Raw genomic sequence first — 17,060 nt, 5'->3', positions numbered from 1 at the left:
AATTTTTCTCGTGATAATTTTTCTCGTGATAATTTTTCTCGTGATAATTTTTCTCGTGATAATTTTTCTCGTGATAATTTTTCTCGTGATAATTTTTCTCGTGATAATTTTTCTCGTGATAATTTTTCTCGTGATAATTTTTTCCGTGTTGTTCACGTCTGCTCCGTGATTTTTTCTGTGAAATTTCCGTGTACTCTGTGTGTTCCGTGGACGGAGCAACGAACCGCGAACAGTGTCTACCAATAAACGAATTTATGGGCACAGCACCTCCTCATCCGAAATCCTGATAACTTTCTGCATTGAATTATAGTACCACTATGGATATCAGCGAAGGCCCCCCGAAACTTACCCGTGGCGGGAAGAGGGGAGAACGAACCTTCGTCGCTCCGAACGCGACGATTGCAGGCGACGTCACTTTGGGAGACGACGTCACCGTTCTGTTCGGTGCAGTCCTCAGGGCAGACATGGCGAAAATAACGATTGGCAGCAGATCCAATGTACAGGACAACGCCGTGATCCACGAAAGCATCGGTCATCCGGTAACCATTGGTCAGAACGTCTCCATCGGTCACGGCGCAATCATTCACGGCTGCACCATCGAAGACGACTGCCTGATCGGTATGGGCGCAATAATCCTCAACGGTGCTGTGATCGGCAAAGGCTCGCTCGTTGCCGCAGGAGCACTTGTCTCGGAACGAAAAATAATTCCGCCGAACTCACTCGTCATGGGAGTTCCCGGCAAAGTCGGCAGGGAACTCACTCCCGAAGAGGCTGCCGGCAACCTCAAAAATGCCGAAACGTATGTTGCGGTCGGCAGGAGATACCGCAATGAGTGGAACTGACGTCGTCGTAATAGGAGCAGGAGTTGCCGGCATTCAGGCGGCAATGGACATCGCCAACCACAACATCCATGTCTGGCTCGTCGAACGCGAACCAACCATTGGCGGCCACATGGGAATGCTCGACAAAACATTCCCCACCAATGACTGTTCCATGTGTATCCTCTCGCCGAAAATGGCAGAGGTTGGGAGACACCCGAATATTACTCTCCTCACACTTTCGGAAGTTGAAAAGATCGAAGGAACTGTAGGCGACTTCACGGTCAGCATCACCAAATATCCCCGCTATATCCGCGAGGCTGACTGTACCGGTTGTGGCGACTGCACCAATATATGCCCGGTCGAAGTCTACAATAAATTCGATGCAGGACTTGGTGTTCGGAAAGCCATTTACAAACCCCATGCACAGGTCGTGCCGAACTGGGCGGTCAAAGACAACCTCCATTGCATCGAGTGCGGACTCTGCTATGAAGTCTGCGGAAAAAACGCTGTGCTGCACACAGACGAAGACGCAGTGAAAACGATTACCGTCAACGCTGCCGCTGTCGTCATTGCAACAGGCTACACCCTCTTTGACGCACAAAAGAAACAGCAGTTCGGTTACCTTCGCTACCCTGACGTCATCACCAGCATCGAGTTTGAGCGGATGATCAATGCCGGAGGTCCGACACTTGGCGAGGTCCGCCGCATGTCGAACGGTGAGAGACCGAACTCGGTCGTGTTCGTCCAGTGTGTCGGCAGCCGCGACATATCGATCGGCAGAAACTACTGTTCCTGCGTCTGCTGCATGTACGCACTGAAGAATTCTATGCTGATCAAAGAGCATTACCCGGACACTGAGGTCACTATATTATACAACGACCTTCGTGCGTACGGCAAAGGCTACGAAGAGTACGCAGAACGTGCAAAACAGATGGGCGTCAACATCGTCCGGGCATTCCCCGGTGAGATCCAGCAGACGAGAACAAATCTTGTTCTGCCGATCGAAGACACCGAGACCGGCGAGTTCAAAAATCTTGAAGCAGACTTAGTCGTCCTCTCGGTTGGAATGGAACCGCTCCCTGATACCATTCATCTTGCAAAATCTCTCGGACTTTCGCTTGATGAGAACAACTTCCTCTCCAGCGCTGACATGAAACTCAATCCGGCAGGAACGATTCGCCCGGGCATCTACATCGCAGGTGCCGCAGTCTCTCCAAAAGACATCCCCGACTCCGTCATCTCCGGCGGAGCTGCTGCGATGAAGGCAACAATTGACTCCTACTCTTCGGAGGAAAAACCGTGACGGACGAGACGAAAACAATCTGGTGGAATGATGAGAACAACTCGATCATGATGATCGACCAGACGAAACTTCCGGTCGAGTTCGTGGTCATTGAGGTGAAGACCGTTGAACGACTCGCTGATGCGATTCGCAGACTCGAAGTCCGGGGAGCTCCGGCTCTCGGTGTTGCAGGAGCTTTCGGCGTTGCATTGTCCGCAGTTTCCTGTACCTCTGACGTTGAGTTTGCCGAGACGGTTGCAAGCGACGCAGCTTTACTGAAAAGTACCAGGCCTACTGCGGTGAACCTTGCGTGGGGCATTGACAAAGTGCTGCGGTCGATGGAAAATCTTCCGCCTGAGATGGCAAGGTTCCTTGCGATCACCGCCGCGAAAACTATCGCGGAAGCGGATGAAAAATGCTGCATGCAGCTTGGCCATAACGGAGCAACGCTTCTTCCACAGATCGGAACCGTGCTTACGCACTGCAATGCAGGAGCGCTTGCCTGTTCAACGTGGGGAACAGCGCTCGGCGTGATTCGTTCAGCTCACAAGATGGGCAAAAAGATCTCGGTCGTCTCCTGCGAGACGCGTCCTCTTCTGCAGGGAGCACGCCTGACCGCATGGGAACTGCATCATGACAACATTCCGGTCACCTCGATCATCGACTCGGAAGCTGCGTATCTGATGCGGAAGGGAAAGATCGACTGCGTTGTGGTGGGAGCCGACCGGATCACGAAGGATGCGGTGTTCAACAAAATCGGAACCTACATGCATGCGGTCTGTGCAAAACATCACAACATTCCGTTCTATGTCGCAGCTCCAATCTCGACGTTTGATGTAGAGGCGGTTGAAGCAGATATTATTGTTGAGGAACGGAGCCGCGACGAGGTTGCGGCATTCTGGGGAAAGCCAACCGTGCCCGAAGGCGTTCCGGTCATCAACTATGCGTTTGATGCAACGCCGCTCTCGCTGGTGACCGGCATCATCACCGAAGTCGGCGTTCTGTATCCTCCGTACGATTTCTCGAATCTGAGGCAGATGTAATCCATGCCGGTCACCCTTCCGTTTTCCATTTTTGGTCATCCGTACTGGGACTCGCTGGCTCTGATGATTGGTCAGATTGCACTGCTGATCTTTTTCGTCTGGCTTGCCCTTGTCGTGATAACCGTCCTGCTGTTTGTTGTGTCGATCCGAAAGAAACATCTCTACTGCCCCTGGCTTCTTCGTCCTGCGTATCTTCTGCTGAAAGGGGCAGTTCGGACCGGATGCCGGATGGTTGGCATTGATGATACCGAGATCACTACTGTTCTGATCAAACTCGAGAATGATGTGAACCGCGACGAGTTCGCAGCTGTTCCGGTAAAAGAGCGTGCGGTGTTTCTTCCCCACTGTCTGCGCTCGGCGAAGTGTCCGGCTCATCTGACGCCCCTTGGGATCAAGTGTCTTGACTGCGATCGGTGCGGGCTTGGGATGGCGACGAATGCGTTAACTGATGCAGGGTATCTGGTGTTTATTGTGCCCGGTTCAACCTACATCAAACGACTTCTGAAGCGGTTTCACCCGCGGGCGATGATCGGTGTCGGGTGTCTGATGGAGATCAAGCAGTTTCAGGAGATGGCGAGGAAAATTGAGATGACGGCGATGGGTGTTGTGATGAAGTCGGACGGCTGTGTGGAGACGAGTCTTGACTGGGATGAGCTGTTCGAGGTTGCGTCGATCGGACTTCCCGAACCGGTTGTCGGGAGGAAGTAGATGTCTGTTACACTGCCGTTTGAGGCGACTTTGTTCAACAGCCAGTTCTGGGATAATCTTGCACTGCTGGTCGGACAGATTCTTCTGATTCTGATCATTGTCTGGATTGTTTTTGTGATCGCGATGGTTGCGTTGATTGTTCTCTCAATCAAACGCAAGCATCTCTACTTCCCGATGCTGCTCAGACCGGTCCTCGCGTTTACGGAAGGGGCGGTTGCGACCGGCTGTCAGGTTCTCGGCGTTGATGCAACACAGTTGATGGAGTTTTTGATCAAGATCGATAATGATGTGAACACAACTGCGTTTGCGGCTGTTCCGGTTGAAAATCGTGCGGTGTTTTTCCCGCAGTGTCTGCGGTCGTCCAACTGTCCGGCACGTCTTACGCCGGATGGGCTGAAGTGTATTTCCTGCGGCAGGTGCGGTCTTGGGTCAGTCATCCCTCCTCTGGAGGAGGCAGGATACAAAACATTTCTGATTCCGGGCTCCACATTCATCAAACGAATGGTGAAGAAGTACCGGCCTCAGGCGATGATCGGTGTCGGCTGTATTCTTGAGGTGAAGGAGGGTCTTGAGATGGGGAAACGTATCTCGATGATTACGCTTGGTGTGGTGACCAAGACCGACGGGTGTGTCGAGACGACGATGGACTGGGATGAACTGCTTGAGGTCGCGTCGATCGGACTTCCCGAGCCGATTGTGCGACGCGAGCCTGAGAGAAAGCCTGATCAGTGAATATTTTTTTTTCACCAAAATATTTTTTTACGATTTTTTTTTGTGTTGTCTATTAGTTCCTGGCCTCCCACGGAAAAACAGAAAACACAGAAATAAAAACATCACGTCTGCTCCGTGATGTTTTTCTGTGAAATTTCCGTGTGTTCCTGCGAAGCAGTAAGCAGGCCGAAGGCATGCGTTCCGCTTTTCCGTGGGCGGAGCTACAAACAATGCTGAACAGTGTTTGTAAATAAATGAATTTATCATCAAAGCCGCTTCAGGCAAAAATTTTCCAAAAGAAATCCTTATGATTCGGGCAGGCATACAGAAGTGGCAATGATTCATATAATTCCCAAACCCACCGACACACCGGGTGACAACTCGACCGGCATGGTGATGGCAGAACTCAAGCGGATGAACGTCCCCTTTGAAGTCCTCAACCTTGCCTCGGTTGATCCCTTCAATCTGCCGGTCGATGGAGAGACCATCTGGGCATGCGGCATTAAGCAGGACGGCATACAGTTTGAACTCCTCAAAGCACTCGAGCTCACCAACCGCGTCATCAACTCTCCCGAGGCAATCGCCACTTGTGCAAGTAAAGTTACCACAACCGCCATGTTGATCAATGCCGGAGCGCCGAGCCCTGACACCTGCTTCACAAACAACAAAAAAGTCGTCGCCGATTTTCTCGCAAGCCATGACGGCAAAGCAGTCTACAAACCGGTCTACGGCTTTGACGGAAACGGTATCTATCTCTTCAACTCGGTCGATCAGATAACCGAAGCCCCGCCGTACTATGTACAGCAGTACGTCAAAAATGATCGCGACTACCGCATCTTTGTCATCGGAAACAAAGCTGTCGGCGCAATCAAACGTGAATCAGACCACTTAACTCATAACATCCATCAGGGAGGCTGCGGCACGGCAGTAGAAATACCAGCCGACATGCGTGCGGCAGCAGAAGCAGCAGCACGGGCTATCGGAATCGACTACTGCGGTGTTGACCTTCTGCCGCTCGAAGACGGAGGCTACACGGTCCTTGAAGTCAACGGAACCCCGAACTGGCATTGCATGACAGCCCCCATCCCCAGACTGCTTGCCGAGTATCTGGTCGAACAGGATAAACTCGGGAAGTGCTGAAACTTTTTTTTATTTTTTTTGCCTATTATTTCTGAGCCGCCCACGGAACACACTGAGTACACGGAAATTTCACAGAAAAAAAACATCACGGAGCAGACGTGAACATCACGGAATTCTAAAACAATTCGTTTGGTATGAAAATCAAATCTCAATCTCATTTTCATCAAGGGGTTTGACACGTTAGTATCAGGAATATTTCCGTGATGTTCACGTCTGCTCCGTGATGTTTTTTTCTGTGGAACTCAGTGTGTTCCGCTTTTCCGTGGGCGGCAGAACTTTCATCAGTACACAAAATCAAAAAAAAGAACGCGGCTTTTGGCCAAAGCCGATTATTGCCAGATTACGAATGCTCGCGCTCTGACTCCATCTCCCGTAACGTCTTCTCCGCAAGTTCCTTCATACGTGTTGGAATCCCGCGGGAAGAGATAGTCTCAAACTCCTTCATGGATGCCGCAAGCTCAGAACCGAGAATAAAAATTGCATATTTGTGCTCAAGCTTGCTGCGGTTGATCTGATCTGGCTGGATCTTCAGTGCAGTATACTGGGGAAATTTCAGATCAGGATTGATCGACTCAAAGTACTCCTTTATATCGAAAAATATCTGGTGCAGTTCGATAAGCTCTTCCTTATGCATGTGTCATAAAGGTGAGAAGTCAGACCACATAAGCATTTGTCCGGAACCATTTGAAGGTATATGAACATTGTGCAGAGAAAGGGTGCAGGCAACATGTCGCGGACACAATAACTATCATTCCTTCCGTTCAAATATATACCACAATCCAAATCACCAACAGGAGACAGCTGTGAAAACCATCTATGTAATCGGCCACCGGCATCCCGACACCGACAGTATCTGCAGTGTTATAGGCTACGCCGCATATCTCAATAAACTGGGCGGCGGCCAGTACATCGCAGCCCGCTGCGGTGATCTGAATGCCGAGTCCAGATTTGCCCTGGAGAAATTTGGCGTTGAGGCTCCGGAACTTATTCTGAACGTTGAGCCCTCAGTCGCTGACATTCCGGTCACCTACTCCCAGAGTGCGACCGCCAGCACGCCGACAATCGACGTCATCGAAACAATGGACGCAAACGATCTGCGAAATCTGCCGATCACTGATGCTGCAGGAAAACTGATCGGTCTTGTGAGTGAACACGGTCTTGCCCATGCCTATGTCAGTACGATCAAGCGGGAAAATCTGGTCATGTCGCCGATGCCGGTTGAGACTCTCGCACGGATTCTCGCAGCAGACATCCGCGTCCGCAAACATGATGTTCTTGAAGGCTCGGTCTACATCTCAATTGATGCCCTGCATGTGATTCTCTCCCGCATCACCGAGAAGGATATTGCCATTGTCGGTGACGACGAACCAACCCAGCTTGCTCTGGTGTCTGCCGGTATTGCAGCTTTGATCATTGCAGACTCTGCGCCGGTTGGCGACCGGCTGCTTACAGCTGCTGAGGCACGCGGGGTTACGGTCCTCTCGACTGATGTTGATGCGTTTGGTGTTGCAAAGACGATTCACTTGACTCTGCCAGCAGAGATGATCATGGCGACCGATGTTCCTACCGTTCACATGGGAGACACGCTTGAGTACGTGAAGGAACTCGTTTCCAACTCGAAGTATCGTACTGCTTGTGTGCTGGATGAGAGCGGCAAACTCATCAGTACGATCTCCCGCAACTCGTTGATGGATGATGTGGAGAAGTCGGTGATTCTTCTGGATCACAATGAGTACAGTCAGGCGGTCGAGGGAATTGAGACTGCTGATATTATTGAGATCATTGATCATCACCGCCTCGGGGCAATGGCGACCTTGCAGCCGATCCGTTTTGATCTTGAGCCGGTCGGTTCAACCTCGACGATTGTGACCAGGAGATTTATGGAGTCAGGTATTGAGCCTGGGAAGGAGGTTGCGGGCGCTCTTCTTTCGGGAATTCTTTCTGATACTCTTGGGCTGAAGATGTCAACATCGACGAGACTTGATGAGGAGGCTGTCTCCTTCCTTGCAAAAATTGCTGATGTGGATCCAACAGCCTATGCTCAGGAGCTGATCGCTGAAGGGATGTCGCTGTCAGGTGTGTCCCAGAGCGAGCTGCTTGACCGTGATACGAAGGAGTACAGTCTTTCCGGCAAGCGGGTGATTGTTGCCCAGATTCTGACGCCTTCGTATGAGTATGCGCAGAACCAGTCTGAGGAGATTTATGCGGCTCTGCAGGCAAAGATGCGTGAGTCGAATGCTCCTGATATCTATATTGCGCTGTACACGAGTGTGTCGGAGATGGGGTCTGATATGTTTGCGGTCGCGGATGAGTCGACGATGATGAAGATGCACTGGGAGAAAAAACCGATGCATCTTGAAGGGGTTGTGTCGCGGAAAAAAGATTTCGTTCCGCGCTTCGGACGAACGCTGGCAAATCTTTTGTAAATATTTTTTTTTAAACGCGAATAACGCGAATAAAAAAATAAAAATAAAGATCATCTGCATCTCTCAGAATGAATCGTTCTCTAAAAATTAAGTGACGTCGTTAATATCTTAAAAATCGCCATTGGCGATTTTTTTTATTCGCGTTATTCGCGTTTCTTTTCAAATGCATCCTGAAGCGAAACAAAAAAAAGTGATTATGAGAGATGAATACTATTACTGCTCTTCTTCTGCTTCTTCAGCATCTTCCGAAGCATCAACTGCGTCTGCGGCTGCTCTGGCAAGCATTGCCTTCTCAAGCTTCTGCACCTTTGTCGAAAGTGACGGAATCGTCAGAACAGTTGACTCACGTTCTGCTGGCGGGTTCATGCGTGCGGCCTGCTCGTACCCGGCAACATCCTCCACAACGTCGGTCGGCAGATTCTCTGCCTTCTGTAAAAGCTCCAGCATCTCATTGCTGAAGTAGGTGTCAAGCACAATTTTTCTCTTCGCAGCATGACTCAGCTCACCGATAAACCGGCAGATCTGATCCAGCTCGAACGGAGTAATCTGGCGGGCGAACTCGTACTCCTCAATCCTCTGAAGTGTGCGGACAATCGCTTCAAGAGCCTCGGGCGTAACCACAAACACCGTACAGCGTGCAGATTCATACACAAACTCGGTCAGCTTTGACGCAACACAGTTTGGCACCACAAGATATGCCTCGCCCCGGACACCATCCTCCTTTGCCTCCTCGAACAGCTCAGCAGCCTCAGCCGCAACACGTCCCTCAAAGGATGCCACCTCATCAGGAGACGCAGGCGACACCGTGTTGAAAAACACATAACTGCTGTTCACCAGAATCGCAAAGTCGGGATGACCTGTACCGCGATAGGTCGCCTCGGTCTTCAGACCAAGATTCAGATCGGCACAGACTTTCTCCAGAATGGTGCCGACCCGTGCATGATGGCCGTCAAAGACCTCCACCATATCCTGTCGTGCCAAAAGATCTGCTGCTGCCTTCTCCTCGGCAAGTTTTGCAGAGAGTGCGTTCAGCCGTTCGGCCTCGATTGCAAGAGCCGCATACTTTGCATCGCGCTCACTCACATGCATATTGATCTCTTCCTGACGTGCAGAACTTTCCTTAACCGCAGCATCAATATTCTTTCTAAGGATATCCAGCTCGGCCTCGCGGGAAAGATACTGCTCGCGGAAGAGCCGTGCCTGATCATTATCTGCCATATGTGCACTGCGTTCTGCGGAAAGTTCGTTCGCAAGAGTATCGCGTTCGGTCATGAGGCAGTTGTGCGCTTCGGTAAGTTGGGCGTACTGATCGTTCAAGGCCTGTAACTCGGCACGGCGTGCACCTTCCGCAGCCTTCCACTGTTCTGCAGAGTCCGCATTCGCAGACGCAGTCTTTGTCATCTCGGACAGCTTGTTCTCAAGAAGACTCTTCTCCTCAGATAACGTGTCTCCGTCGCTGTGGAGATCCTCGTTCAGGGATTTTATCTCTTCCAGGCGGCTGCCGAGCGCATTGATCTCAGCTTCCTGATCTGCAGAAAGGGATTCAGTTTCTGCAAGCCTGTTTTGCGTCTCCGAAAGAGTACCGGTTATGACCTTATACTCTTCCTCTGCGGTTGCCGCTGCCGCAGTTATCTTCTTCCAGGAGAAAAGGCGAGTCCCCACACCGGCATCGCGAACCTTTCCGAAGAATGCATCAAGATTTTCCGAATCGCTCATAATCTAATCAAGGAAATATATGTGTGTCCTATCAGATAATACATTCGCATTTTCCAATAAGAAAACAAGCAGAAAAAAAAGGAGTTAGCGGGTCTGGGTCTTTTCGTAGACCACAAACCGCGCAATGGTTCGAACCGCTGCAATCACCTGCGAAGGGGTGATTACTTCAACCGAACAGGCCGGAGATGCGTACAGGGTCTTCGTAATGTACATCATGCATTCGTCCGGGACAACGATGAACGCTTCTTTGCGGCAGTTTGAGGTGTTCATACATGTTGCCAGTTTCTTTGCAGCCTCGCGGACCATGGCGTCTGCGTTTCGCAGTTCTTCGTAGGAACTTGGGGCGAAAGGTACGAACGCAGTGTGATGACCGCTGATTGTTGCGAGGAGTCCGTACTTTTCTTCGGTTGGTGCTGTTCCTGCAGCGTCCGTGATGGAGGTTCTGGTACGCTTGGCATGTTCCTTCCATTCGTCGAGGATCTCGGAGGTGATGGCAGAGTAGGTGGAGAGTGTTTCTTTTTTTGCGCAGAGGTCAGATTCGAGCGAGTGTTTGGTCTGCTGAAGGTTGCTGATCTCGCGGGTAAGTCTGGCTTGCTCTTCTTTGAGCTGTTCCTGTTTGTTTTGGTTTTCGAGGTCGGCCTTGACTGAGGTGAATCCCATCCGGTTGATGTCGGTGAGCATCTTCATTTTGACGTCACGCAGTTCGTTCAGTTCTTTTCTGAGTTTTTCTGCTTCCGCACATTTGTCGTCAAGGTCAGTTCTGAGTCGGTGAATTTCGGTCAGGTCGCATTCACGCTGGTACTTCCAGGAGTCAACCGTTCGGGTGAGTTCGTGAATGGTTGGGAGGAACTGGCGGCCTTTTTCTTCGAAGTCTTTGTTGAGTGCTTCAATTTCTTTTTCGTGCGTCTGAGTGAGGTTGGAGATGGTTTCTTCGGAGGCAGCAAGACGATCGAGTGATTCGTTTTTTTGGCGAACGAGTTCTGTGTACTCGGAGGTTAATGCATCGTACCGGGAGGTCTTTTCGGCGAGTTCGGTTTTGTTTTCGGCAAGCTGTGTTTCAAGTTCCTGAGCTTTGGCGACAGCGTTTTCCAGTTCGGTCTCAAGCCGGCTGATCTCACTTTTTTTGGCGGCGAGTTCGGTCTGCTGGTTGTGAAGTTCCAGCTCTTTTACTTTGTCGTCGTCTGACCAGTTTTGTGAGTTGGCTTCGTAGCTTTCCTTCAGAAGTTGATGCGCGATGGTTTCTTCGGCAAGTTTTTCGGATATTTGGGTGAATTGGGTGGTTGCCTGTTCATATTTTGTGGTGAGTGCTGCGTTTTCCCGTTTGAGCTGATCGATATTTTTATTGGCTTCTGCGAGAGATCCAGCTATTTGGAGATATTCGTTTTCCGCAGATACTATCTCGGATTGGACTTTTCCCCACGAAAACAGCCGTTCCGAGATGCCGGCACTGGACACTTTCCGGTACCGGCCTGAGCCTCCTGCTGTATTATTGTCAACCATACCTCTGATACCTACTATATTTATATCATCATCGGTATTTAAGATAAATGTTCGTTTTTGGGCTTTGCATCATTATTCATGTGCAGTCCAGGGGTTATCAGTTCACGGGAAAATATTGAATGCGATCAAGGGGCATTGGTTAGTGACAGGAGCATGTCAAACTCAGGTTTTCCTGATTTTTTCGTCAGGTGTGTTTTGAGATAATTTTTCTGAGAGGAATTGATTTTATTTTATGCAAAAAACCTATTATGTTATCCTCCCCATTATCTGATATTATGCAGGCGGTGGAATCCAGGGATAAACCACAGAAAGTAACGGCTACTATCTCCGTAACTCCACACGTAAAAGAGACGCTCCGTTCTTTGAAGAGAGGGAACGAGTCATACAGTGATGTTTTAGAGCCAATTCTCCATACTGTTGCAGTTTCAGAGTCCGATGAGGGTATTGGTGCAGTATTCCTCAAATCAGTTTATGTAAACGATGATCTGAAGAAATTGAAAAAACCGATCCCGCTAAAAGTCATCATTGATGAAGATAATACACTGATTCTCTCAAATAGCGAGTTTAAAATTCTCGTAACCTGTACTGATATCATTGATGGACTGGAGGAAGCCCGCTTACAGTTTGCAGATCTCATTGATATTTACACAGACAATCAACCCATGACAGATGGGGCAGTCACATTTGGCAAGAAATTGATGGACTCGGTTTGGACGTGATATCTTGTCGGTGCTAAAATGTGATGCGGTAACGAAAGCCCTGAGAAAGAAAGGTTTTGTTTTGGTACGCGGTCGATCAAAGCATCTTGTTTATTTCTTTGTACATGATGGAAAGAAATCAGAAATTGCAACACATTTAAGCCACAATAAACAGGAAATCAACGATGCACTACAGCGAGAGATGGCGGAACAAACCTATCTTTCAAAAGCTGAATTTCTTGAGATGATCTCCTGCAAAATCGAACACGATGAACTGGCCGCCCGTTATGCTGCTCGTGGTCTTCTTCAGAGAGATTAACTCTTTTTTTGTTTTCTTCCAGACAAAAACCTGCCCGCTATTCATGCAGACATTTTTCTTCAACTTCACGAAATATTCTCCTGCGAGTACATGGCACAATTCCCAAAAAATGAGTTCATAATTCACAGAGTGACGTCCTAATTATCTCGCTGAAAATCCAAATATACGCTCAAACTGAATTCAAATGAATGATCTTTGATCATGAAAACATCATTGCTGTCTCGGAAAATTATATTACCCCTGAAATCCAAAATACCATACTTAAAAGGAAAAATTTGTGGTGAGGCGTTGTGTGTGCTAATACCAAAAATACTGAGAACGCGGTTTCACCAGTGATTGGAGCAGTAATGCTGGTACTGATAACGGCAGTACTGGTGGCTATCGTCGCGATTGCCGTAATAGGTATGGCAGGCAATCAGCCTGGGTATGTTGTCGGAGTTACGGCGAGTGCCGCACCTTCAGGGAATGATGCGGTCGTGACACTCTACGGCAGCAAAAATATTCCCGAGCTGGTAAAAGTCGAGGTAATCGATGCCGGCTCTTCTGCCGGAGAGTACGTCGAGGTATGGAACGGAACGGCAGGCTCTGCACCGGTCGGCATACCGCTTACGGCGAAGAAGGTTGCGAGGCCTTCGGGGAATATGTCGTCTTACGCAACGAAGCTTCTGGTGCGGGGGACATTTGCTGACGGAACAGAGCAGGTGCTGCTTATGCAGGATGCGGCGTTTAAGGGAGTCGAAGAGGTGGTGGAATATATACTTTACAATAAAGTAGAGTGGAAGGAGTATTATGACAAGCATTATGATGACCCTGGTGAAACAGTGACGATTCCTCAAAAGACATTACTGGATTTCGGAGATGGTGAGTATCTATATTTTATCGACAATAGTGATTCTAATAAACGTGTAATGAAAGGAGTAAATAGGGATCAGTACTGGGATCTGAGGCCCGGTCAATGTGTTAAAGTAGATATTACACCAGAACTAGTTCGAGATGCAATATCGGGCCCAATAACAAGCCAGAGCGTGGGCAAGATAAAGACACTATATAATATTGGAGGTATATTAAAAATAAACCTAGATAATTATGGTGGTGTAAATCTTGTTGAGATCGGTACGATAGTAAACCCATAGTTTATTTCACTCGACCGAGACTCACCGATATCTCCGACTCCACAAAATACCCTGCTCACACAACCCCTTCACCCCCTCCTCCTCTTCCCCTCCATCTTCAGCAGATCCCTCTTGATCTGCAGATCAGGCGTGAAACCCCCAAGCCCTCCATCCGCCGCAGTAACACGATGGCAGGGAACAATCAGTGCAGTAGGATTTCTCGCCATCGCATTCCCGACAACCCGCGGATGTGTATCAGCAGCAAAAGCAACCTCCCCGTACGTCCTCGTCTCCCCGTAAGGAATATCAGACACCGCCGCATAAATGCGTGAGTAAACAGAATCTCCCGAAACTGCCGCAGACACGAGAGGTGCAAACGAATCAACCCGGCCCGCAAGAAACTTCGTGAACTGCACCGGAACCAAACCCTCAGGCGCGGTTCTCACAAACTGCACCTGATGCACAACATTTCCTTCCCAGGAAACAAGAACCTTCCACATCCCAAAACTACACGAACCAGTCTTCATCATACAATCACTTCCACTTCGCAAGAATTCCAGGCAACATATCCGCATCGCACTCTTTTAACTCAGCCTTCATCCATGGCGGAAGCCCGGAAAAGATCTCAGGATCCAAAAACCGCTCCTCGCCTAAGATAAGCACACCGCGATCCGTCTCGGTTCGGAGAACACGACCGAGCGCCTGAAGCGCCTTGTTCATCGCAGGAAGCGTATAAGCAATAAACTCTCCCTCGCTTCCAAACTTTCGCTTAAAGTAACTGTTCACCATCCGCCGAACCTGCGTAAAGGGTGCCAGAGGAAGCCCGATCACCATCGCCGCGGTCAGCTGATCGCCGCGGTAGTCAAGCCCCTCGCTCCATTTTCCTCCGCAGACCGCAAACATCACGCCCGACTTTCGCTGACTTGGAAGACTGATGAACTCCTTGAGTGCTGCGTTCGCCTCCTCAGTCTCGCGGGGTTCGATGAACACCTGCTTTGACCTGATCTTTCCCTCACAGAGTTTCGCAAACTGCGACTGCAGCTGATACGAAGGGAAGTATATCGCAATATTTCCCGGAAGCTTTGCGAACGCAAGAATGTAGGCGGTGATTGCCGCCGTGTTTTCCGAGTTCTGCCGCCGCGAAAATGCAGTCGTGATATCGCGGCTGCCAAGCACCAGACGATTCTCCTTTGGGAACGAATTCGGCAAAGACAACGTCCCAACCGGCATCTCACCAAAGTAGTAACGCCGGTAGGACTCTACCGGCGCAAGAGTTCCGCTGATAAGAACAGTTGCCGCATGCATCGAAACCATCTCCTGCAACCGATTTGCCGGATCGATGTTTCTCACCTCAAGATTTACCGCATCCCCATCCTTCACATAAACCGTAAGAAATGCCGGGTCGGATGAAGACCGGTAAATCCTGAACAAAAACTCGCACAACCGCTCAATTGCCGTCTCGCGGTACTCGGCCTTCTGAATACTTGCCTCGCGAAGCGTCTCCTTAATCGACAACAGATCATCCAAGATGTCGTCGAGCTTGGTGTAGAGCGAACCCTTGATTAACAATCTGTTAAAGATTGTCGGATCAAACCAGTCCTCCACCTCGTTCGACCGCTTCAACCCGTTCATGAACTCCGCAATTCTTGGTAGAACATGACGGACCGCATCAGCCCCGCGAACTTTCCCCCGGATGGACGCAAGTTCGTGCGAAGCATTTTCGATATCGATCTCACTGAGGCGAATGCTCTGAATGCCCTGCACCACATCACCGAGATTGTGGGCTTCGTCAAGAAGCATCATCACGTCCGTTGGTTCGCACTGCAGAGTCACATACAGCTGTTCGCGAATGTCGTCATTGAAGAGGTGATGATAGTTGAGAATCACCACATCAGCCCCGCGAGCCGCAGAAAGCATCAGATCGTACGGACAGACACTGCCGGCAAACTCATGCAGATCGGCAGGCATGACAACACCCTTCTGTGCCCGCTCGGCTTTGGTTCGCATCTCTGGAGACGGGATGAGTCTTCTGCCGCCTTCCTCCCCTTGCACAAAGACGCGGCTGTTGATAAAGTACGGACAGAGCATCGGATGATCGCGGTCCTGCTTTCTGATCTGTTCAAGGATCATCTTGTCCTTTGATGGAACCATCGACCCGCGGTCTGCTCTCTCCTGCATGAGAGCGGTCGAGAACGCCTTCACTCCTTCGCATCTGCGGTAGACATCTCCGTAGCCGCCTAAAGGACACATGTTTCCTTTGCCGATTAAGTAGACGAACTTGAGGTCACGCTTTTTCTTCTGCCGGATCAGTTCGAGTTCTCGGATGAAGATCTGCAGCTGTGAGATTGTGCGGACCGCAACGAAAATTTTTTTGCCGTTTGCCTCGGCAAGCAGGGGAGCGATCACGCTTGACTTGCCGCTTCCGGTTGGTGCATCCACCATGAGGATACCGCCTTCCCGTGCGGTCTTTGCCACCGCTTCCAGCATCTCTTTCTGGTTTTTACGGTAGGACTGATAGGGAAAGTAGTCGGTGATGGATGACATTGATGAGGTAGTATTGGACCTCCAGTAATAATGGAGTTACGCTTTGTCTGATCAGGGGGTAGCTTCATTTTTTGTTCTGTACTCTCGCAAAAAAATTTAGTGATTTTTTTTTTCTGAAATATCGTGATGAAATATTTTCATGTGACAACATATCTCCCGCAGTTATTTGGAAGAATCAATTCGTGTTCTCTACTTCAGCGACAATTTTTTTTTGAAAAATTTCCAGGACGAAACTCACTAAATCTTTTTTTATGATATCACACAAGTGAAACCACAAGAAAATTTCAATCGAGACATGTTTGAAAAAAAAAGTATTGGGGCATCCGTTGTGTGTGGGGATTTCCGGATGCCTGATTATGAATGAATGCTTGTGTGTGGTGGTTGCTGCTTTACTGTACGATCACGACCCATCCAAGAGTCGTGACATCAATATTACTCAGACTTCACCGCCGAATAACATTGTTTGTTGTGATCTTTTCGGGTCTCTTCCCGAACTCTCACAACCATATACACATAGAACTCATTTGTATAAAATGTTTTACATAATGTGCTGGACGTTAGTCATATTTACCGACAAACGAGTGAAAAAAATTTGATACGAAAAGTACAAGGCACGCGATTCATGAATCCTGAATCGCGTGCCGTTAGGTTTCGGCCTGTGGAGAACCGTATACCCAATTGTTTTTTGGAGAGTATGTGTGTGTGGTATGAATGTGTATGTAACCTGCCGCAGACCGGAAAACTCGCCGGTCTGCGGCAGCCTGTAGCCGTAGTGATTTTTTAGGCAAGGGTGGTTGATTTGCCCAATGTGACCTTGGCTCTGTTCCATCTGGTGGCTGTCTCAACAAATCTTGTCACTATCGCAAATCCTGCCGGCAGATTTCAATTCGGGGGTAAAAACCGCCATCGGAACTGGAGAGTGCAGATCTGTAACGAGTGCTGATTCAAACCCGAGTTCTCAGAGTTTGGGGTCCTCACTCGTTGATACTATGATACGTCATAATCCTATAAAGGACTATATTTAGTACCAAAATTTTTTC

General features: G+C 49.4%; 16 protein-coding genes. 11 read left to right on the top strand and 5 right to left on the bottom strand.

Features of this window, described 5'->3' with window-relative positions; all coding sequences use genetic code 11:
* From McpAg1_RS02795 to McpAg1_RS02765, 7 genes are all read left to right on the top strand, one after another.
* Positions 1-246 (top strand): hypothetical protein (locus McpAg1_RS02795; RefSeq protein WP_338093770.1); only part of this gene is annotated, 246 nt, incomplete at its 5' end.
* Between the two features lie 71 nt (positions 247-317).
* Positions 318-842, top strand: a complete 525-nt coding sequence (locus McpAg1_RS02790) for a gamma carbonic anhydrase family protein (RefSeq protein WP_338093769.1) — start codon at positions 318-320, stop codon at positions 840-842.
* The gene (locus McpAg1_RS02785) at positions 829-2,124 is read left to right on the top strand and encodes an FAD-dependent oxidoreductase (protein ID WP_338093768.1); all 1,296 of its coding nucleotides are present in this window, start codon (positions 829-831) and stop codon (positions 2,122-2,124) included. The genes McpAg1_RS02790 and McpAg1_RS02785 overlap by 14 nt, the downstream gene beginning before the upstream one ends.
* Positions 2,121-3,146, top strand: coding sequence for an S-methyl-5-thioribose-1-phosphate isomerase (gene mtnA / locus McpAg1_RS02780; protein ID WP_338093767.1), 1,026 nt, complete (start codon positions 2,121-2,123; stop codon positions 3,144-3,146). Before McpAg1_RS02785 ends, mtnA begins: the two co-directional genes overlap by 4 nt.
* Before the next feature lie 3 nt (positions 3,147-3,149).
* Positions 3,150-3,854: a DUF116 domain-containing protein gene (locus McpAg1_RS02775; RefSeq protein ID WP_338093766.1), complete on the top strand. Its 705-nt coding sequence runs from the start codon at positions 3,150-3,152 to the stop codon at positions 3,852-3,854.
* Positions 3,855-4,586, top strand: coding sequence for a DUF116 domain-containing protein (locus McpAg1_RS02770; RefSeq protein ID WP_338093765.1), 732 nt, complete (start codon positions 3,855-3,857; stop codon positions 4,584-4,586).
* 315 nt (positions 4,587-4,901) lie between these two features.
* Complete coding sequence (locus McpAg1_RS02765) at positions 4,902-5,705, top strand: ATP-grasp domain-containing protein (RefSeq protein WP_338093764.1); 804 nt, start codon at positions 4,902-4,904, stop codon at positions 5,703-5,705.
* 340 nt (positions 5,706-6,045) lie between these two features.
* On the opposite strand, the gene McpAg1_RS02760 is transcribed toward McpAg1_RS02765, so the two are convergent.
* On the bottom strand, positions 6,046-6,339 hold the full coding sequence (locus McpAg1_RS02760; protein ID WP_338093763.1) for a UPF0058 family protein: 294 nt from the start codon (positions 6,337-6,339) through the stop codon (positions 6,046-6,048).
* 169 nt (positions 6,340-6,508) lie between these two features.
* Between McpAg1_RS02760 and McpAg1_RS02755 the strand changes: the two genes are divergently transcribed.
* Entirely contained in the window at positions 6,509-8,131 is a 1,623-nt protein-coding gene (locus McpAg1_RS02755; RefSeq protein WP_338093762.1) for a putative manganese-dependent inorganic diphosphatase, read from the top strand.
* A gap of 213 nt (positions 8,132-8,344) precedes the next feature.
* Here McpAg1_RS02755 and McpAg1_RS02750 read toward each other — a convergent pair whose 3' ends face one another.
* Together McpAg1_RS02750 and McpAg1_RS02745 are read right to left on the bottom strand one after the other, a co-directional pair.
* Positions 8,345-9,847 carry a coiled-coil domain-containing protein gene (locus McpAg1_RS02750; RefSeq protein ID WP_338093761.1) on the bottom strand — a complete coding sequence of 501 codons (1,503 nt, stop codon included), beginning with the start codon at positions 9,845-9,847 and terminating at the stop codon, positions 8,345-8,347.
* An 84-nt stretch (positions 9,848-9,931) separates the two neighbouring features.
* Positions 9,932-11,347: a coiled-coil domain-containing protein gene (locus McpAg1_RS02745; RefSeq protein ID WP_338093760.1), complete on the bottom strand. Its 1,416-nt coding sequence runs from the start codon at positions 11,345-11,347 to the stop codon at positions 9,932-9,934.
* A 275-nt stretch (positions 11,348-11,622) separates the two neighbouring features.
* Between McpAg1_RS02745 and McpAg1_RS02740 the strand changes: the two genes are divergently transcribed.
* From McpAg1_RS02740 to McpAg1_RS02730, 3 genes are all read left to right on the top strand, one after another.
* Positions 11,623-12,066 (top strand): hypothetical protein, encoded by a 444-nt coding sequence (locus tag McpAg1_RS02740; RefSeq protein WP_338093759.1) that lies wholly within the window; start codon positions 11,623-11,625, stop codon positions 12,064-12,066.
* A gap of 4 nt (positions 12,067-12,070) precedes the next feature.
* A complete protein-coding gene (locus McpAg1_RS02735; protein ID WP_338093758.1) occupies positions 12,071-12,364 on the top strand; it encodes a type II toxin-antitoxin system HicA family toxin in 294 nt (97 codons plus the stop codon).
* A 290-nt stretch (positions 12,365-12,654) separates the two neighbouring features.
* The gene (locus McpAg1_RS02730; RefSeq protein WP_338093757.1) at positions 12,655-13,497 is read left to right on the top strand and encodes a type IV pilin domain-containing protein; all 843 of its coding nucleotides are present in this window, start codon (positions 12,655-12,657) and stop codon (positions 13,495-13,497) included.
* Positions 13,498-13,565: 68 nt separating this feature from the next.
* On the opposite strand, the gene McpAg1_RS02725 is transcribed toward McpAg1_RS02730, so the two are convergent.
* Together McpAg1_RS02725 and McpAg1_RS02720 are read right to left on the bottom strand one after the other, a co-directional pair.
* Positions 13,566-14,006, bottom strand: coding sequence for a methylated-DNA--[protein]-cysteine S-methyltransferase (locus tag McpAg1_RS02725; RefSeq protein WP_338093756.1), 441 nt, complete (start codon positions 14,004-14,006; stop codon positions 13,566-13,568).
* 4 nt (positions 14,007-14,010) lie between these two features.
* Positions 14,011-16,020, bottom strand: coding sequence for an ATP-dependent DNA helicase (locus McpAg1_RS02720; RefSeq protein ID WP_338093755.1), 2,010 nt, complete (start codon positions 16,018-16,020; stop codon positions 14,011-14,013).
* Positions 16,021-17,060 lie beyond the last annotated feature (1,040 nt).

It is taken from the genome of Methanorbis furvi (genome assembly GCF_032714615.1).
In the GTDB taxonomy this organism is placed as follows: domain Archaea; phylum Halobacteriota; class Methanomicrobia; order Methanomicrobiales; family Methanocorpusculaceae; genus Methanocorpusculum; species Methanocorpusculum furvi.
This window is presented reverse-complemented; position numbering and strand designations above follow the sequence as displayed.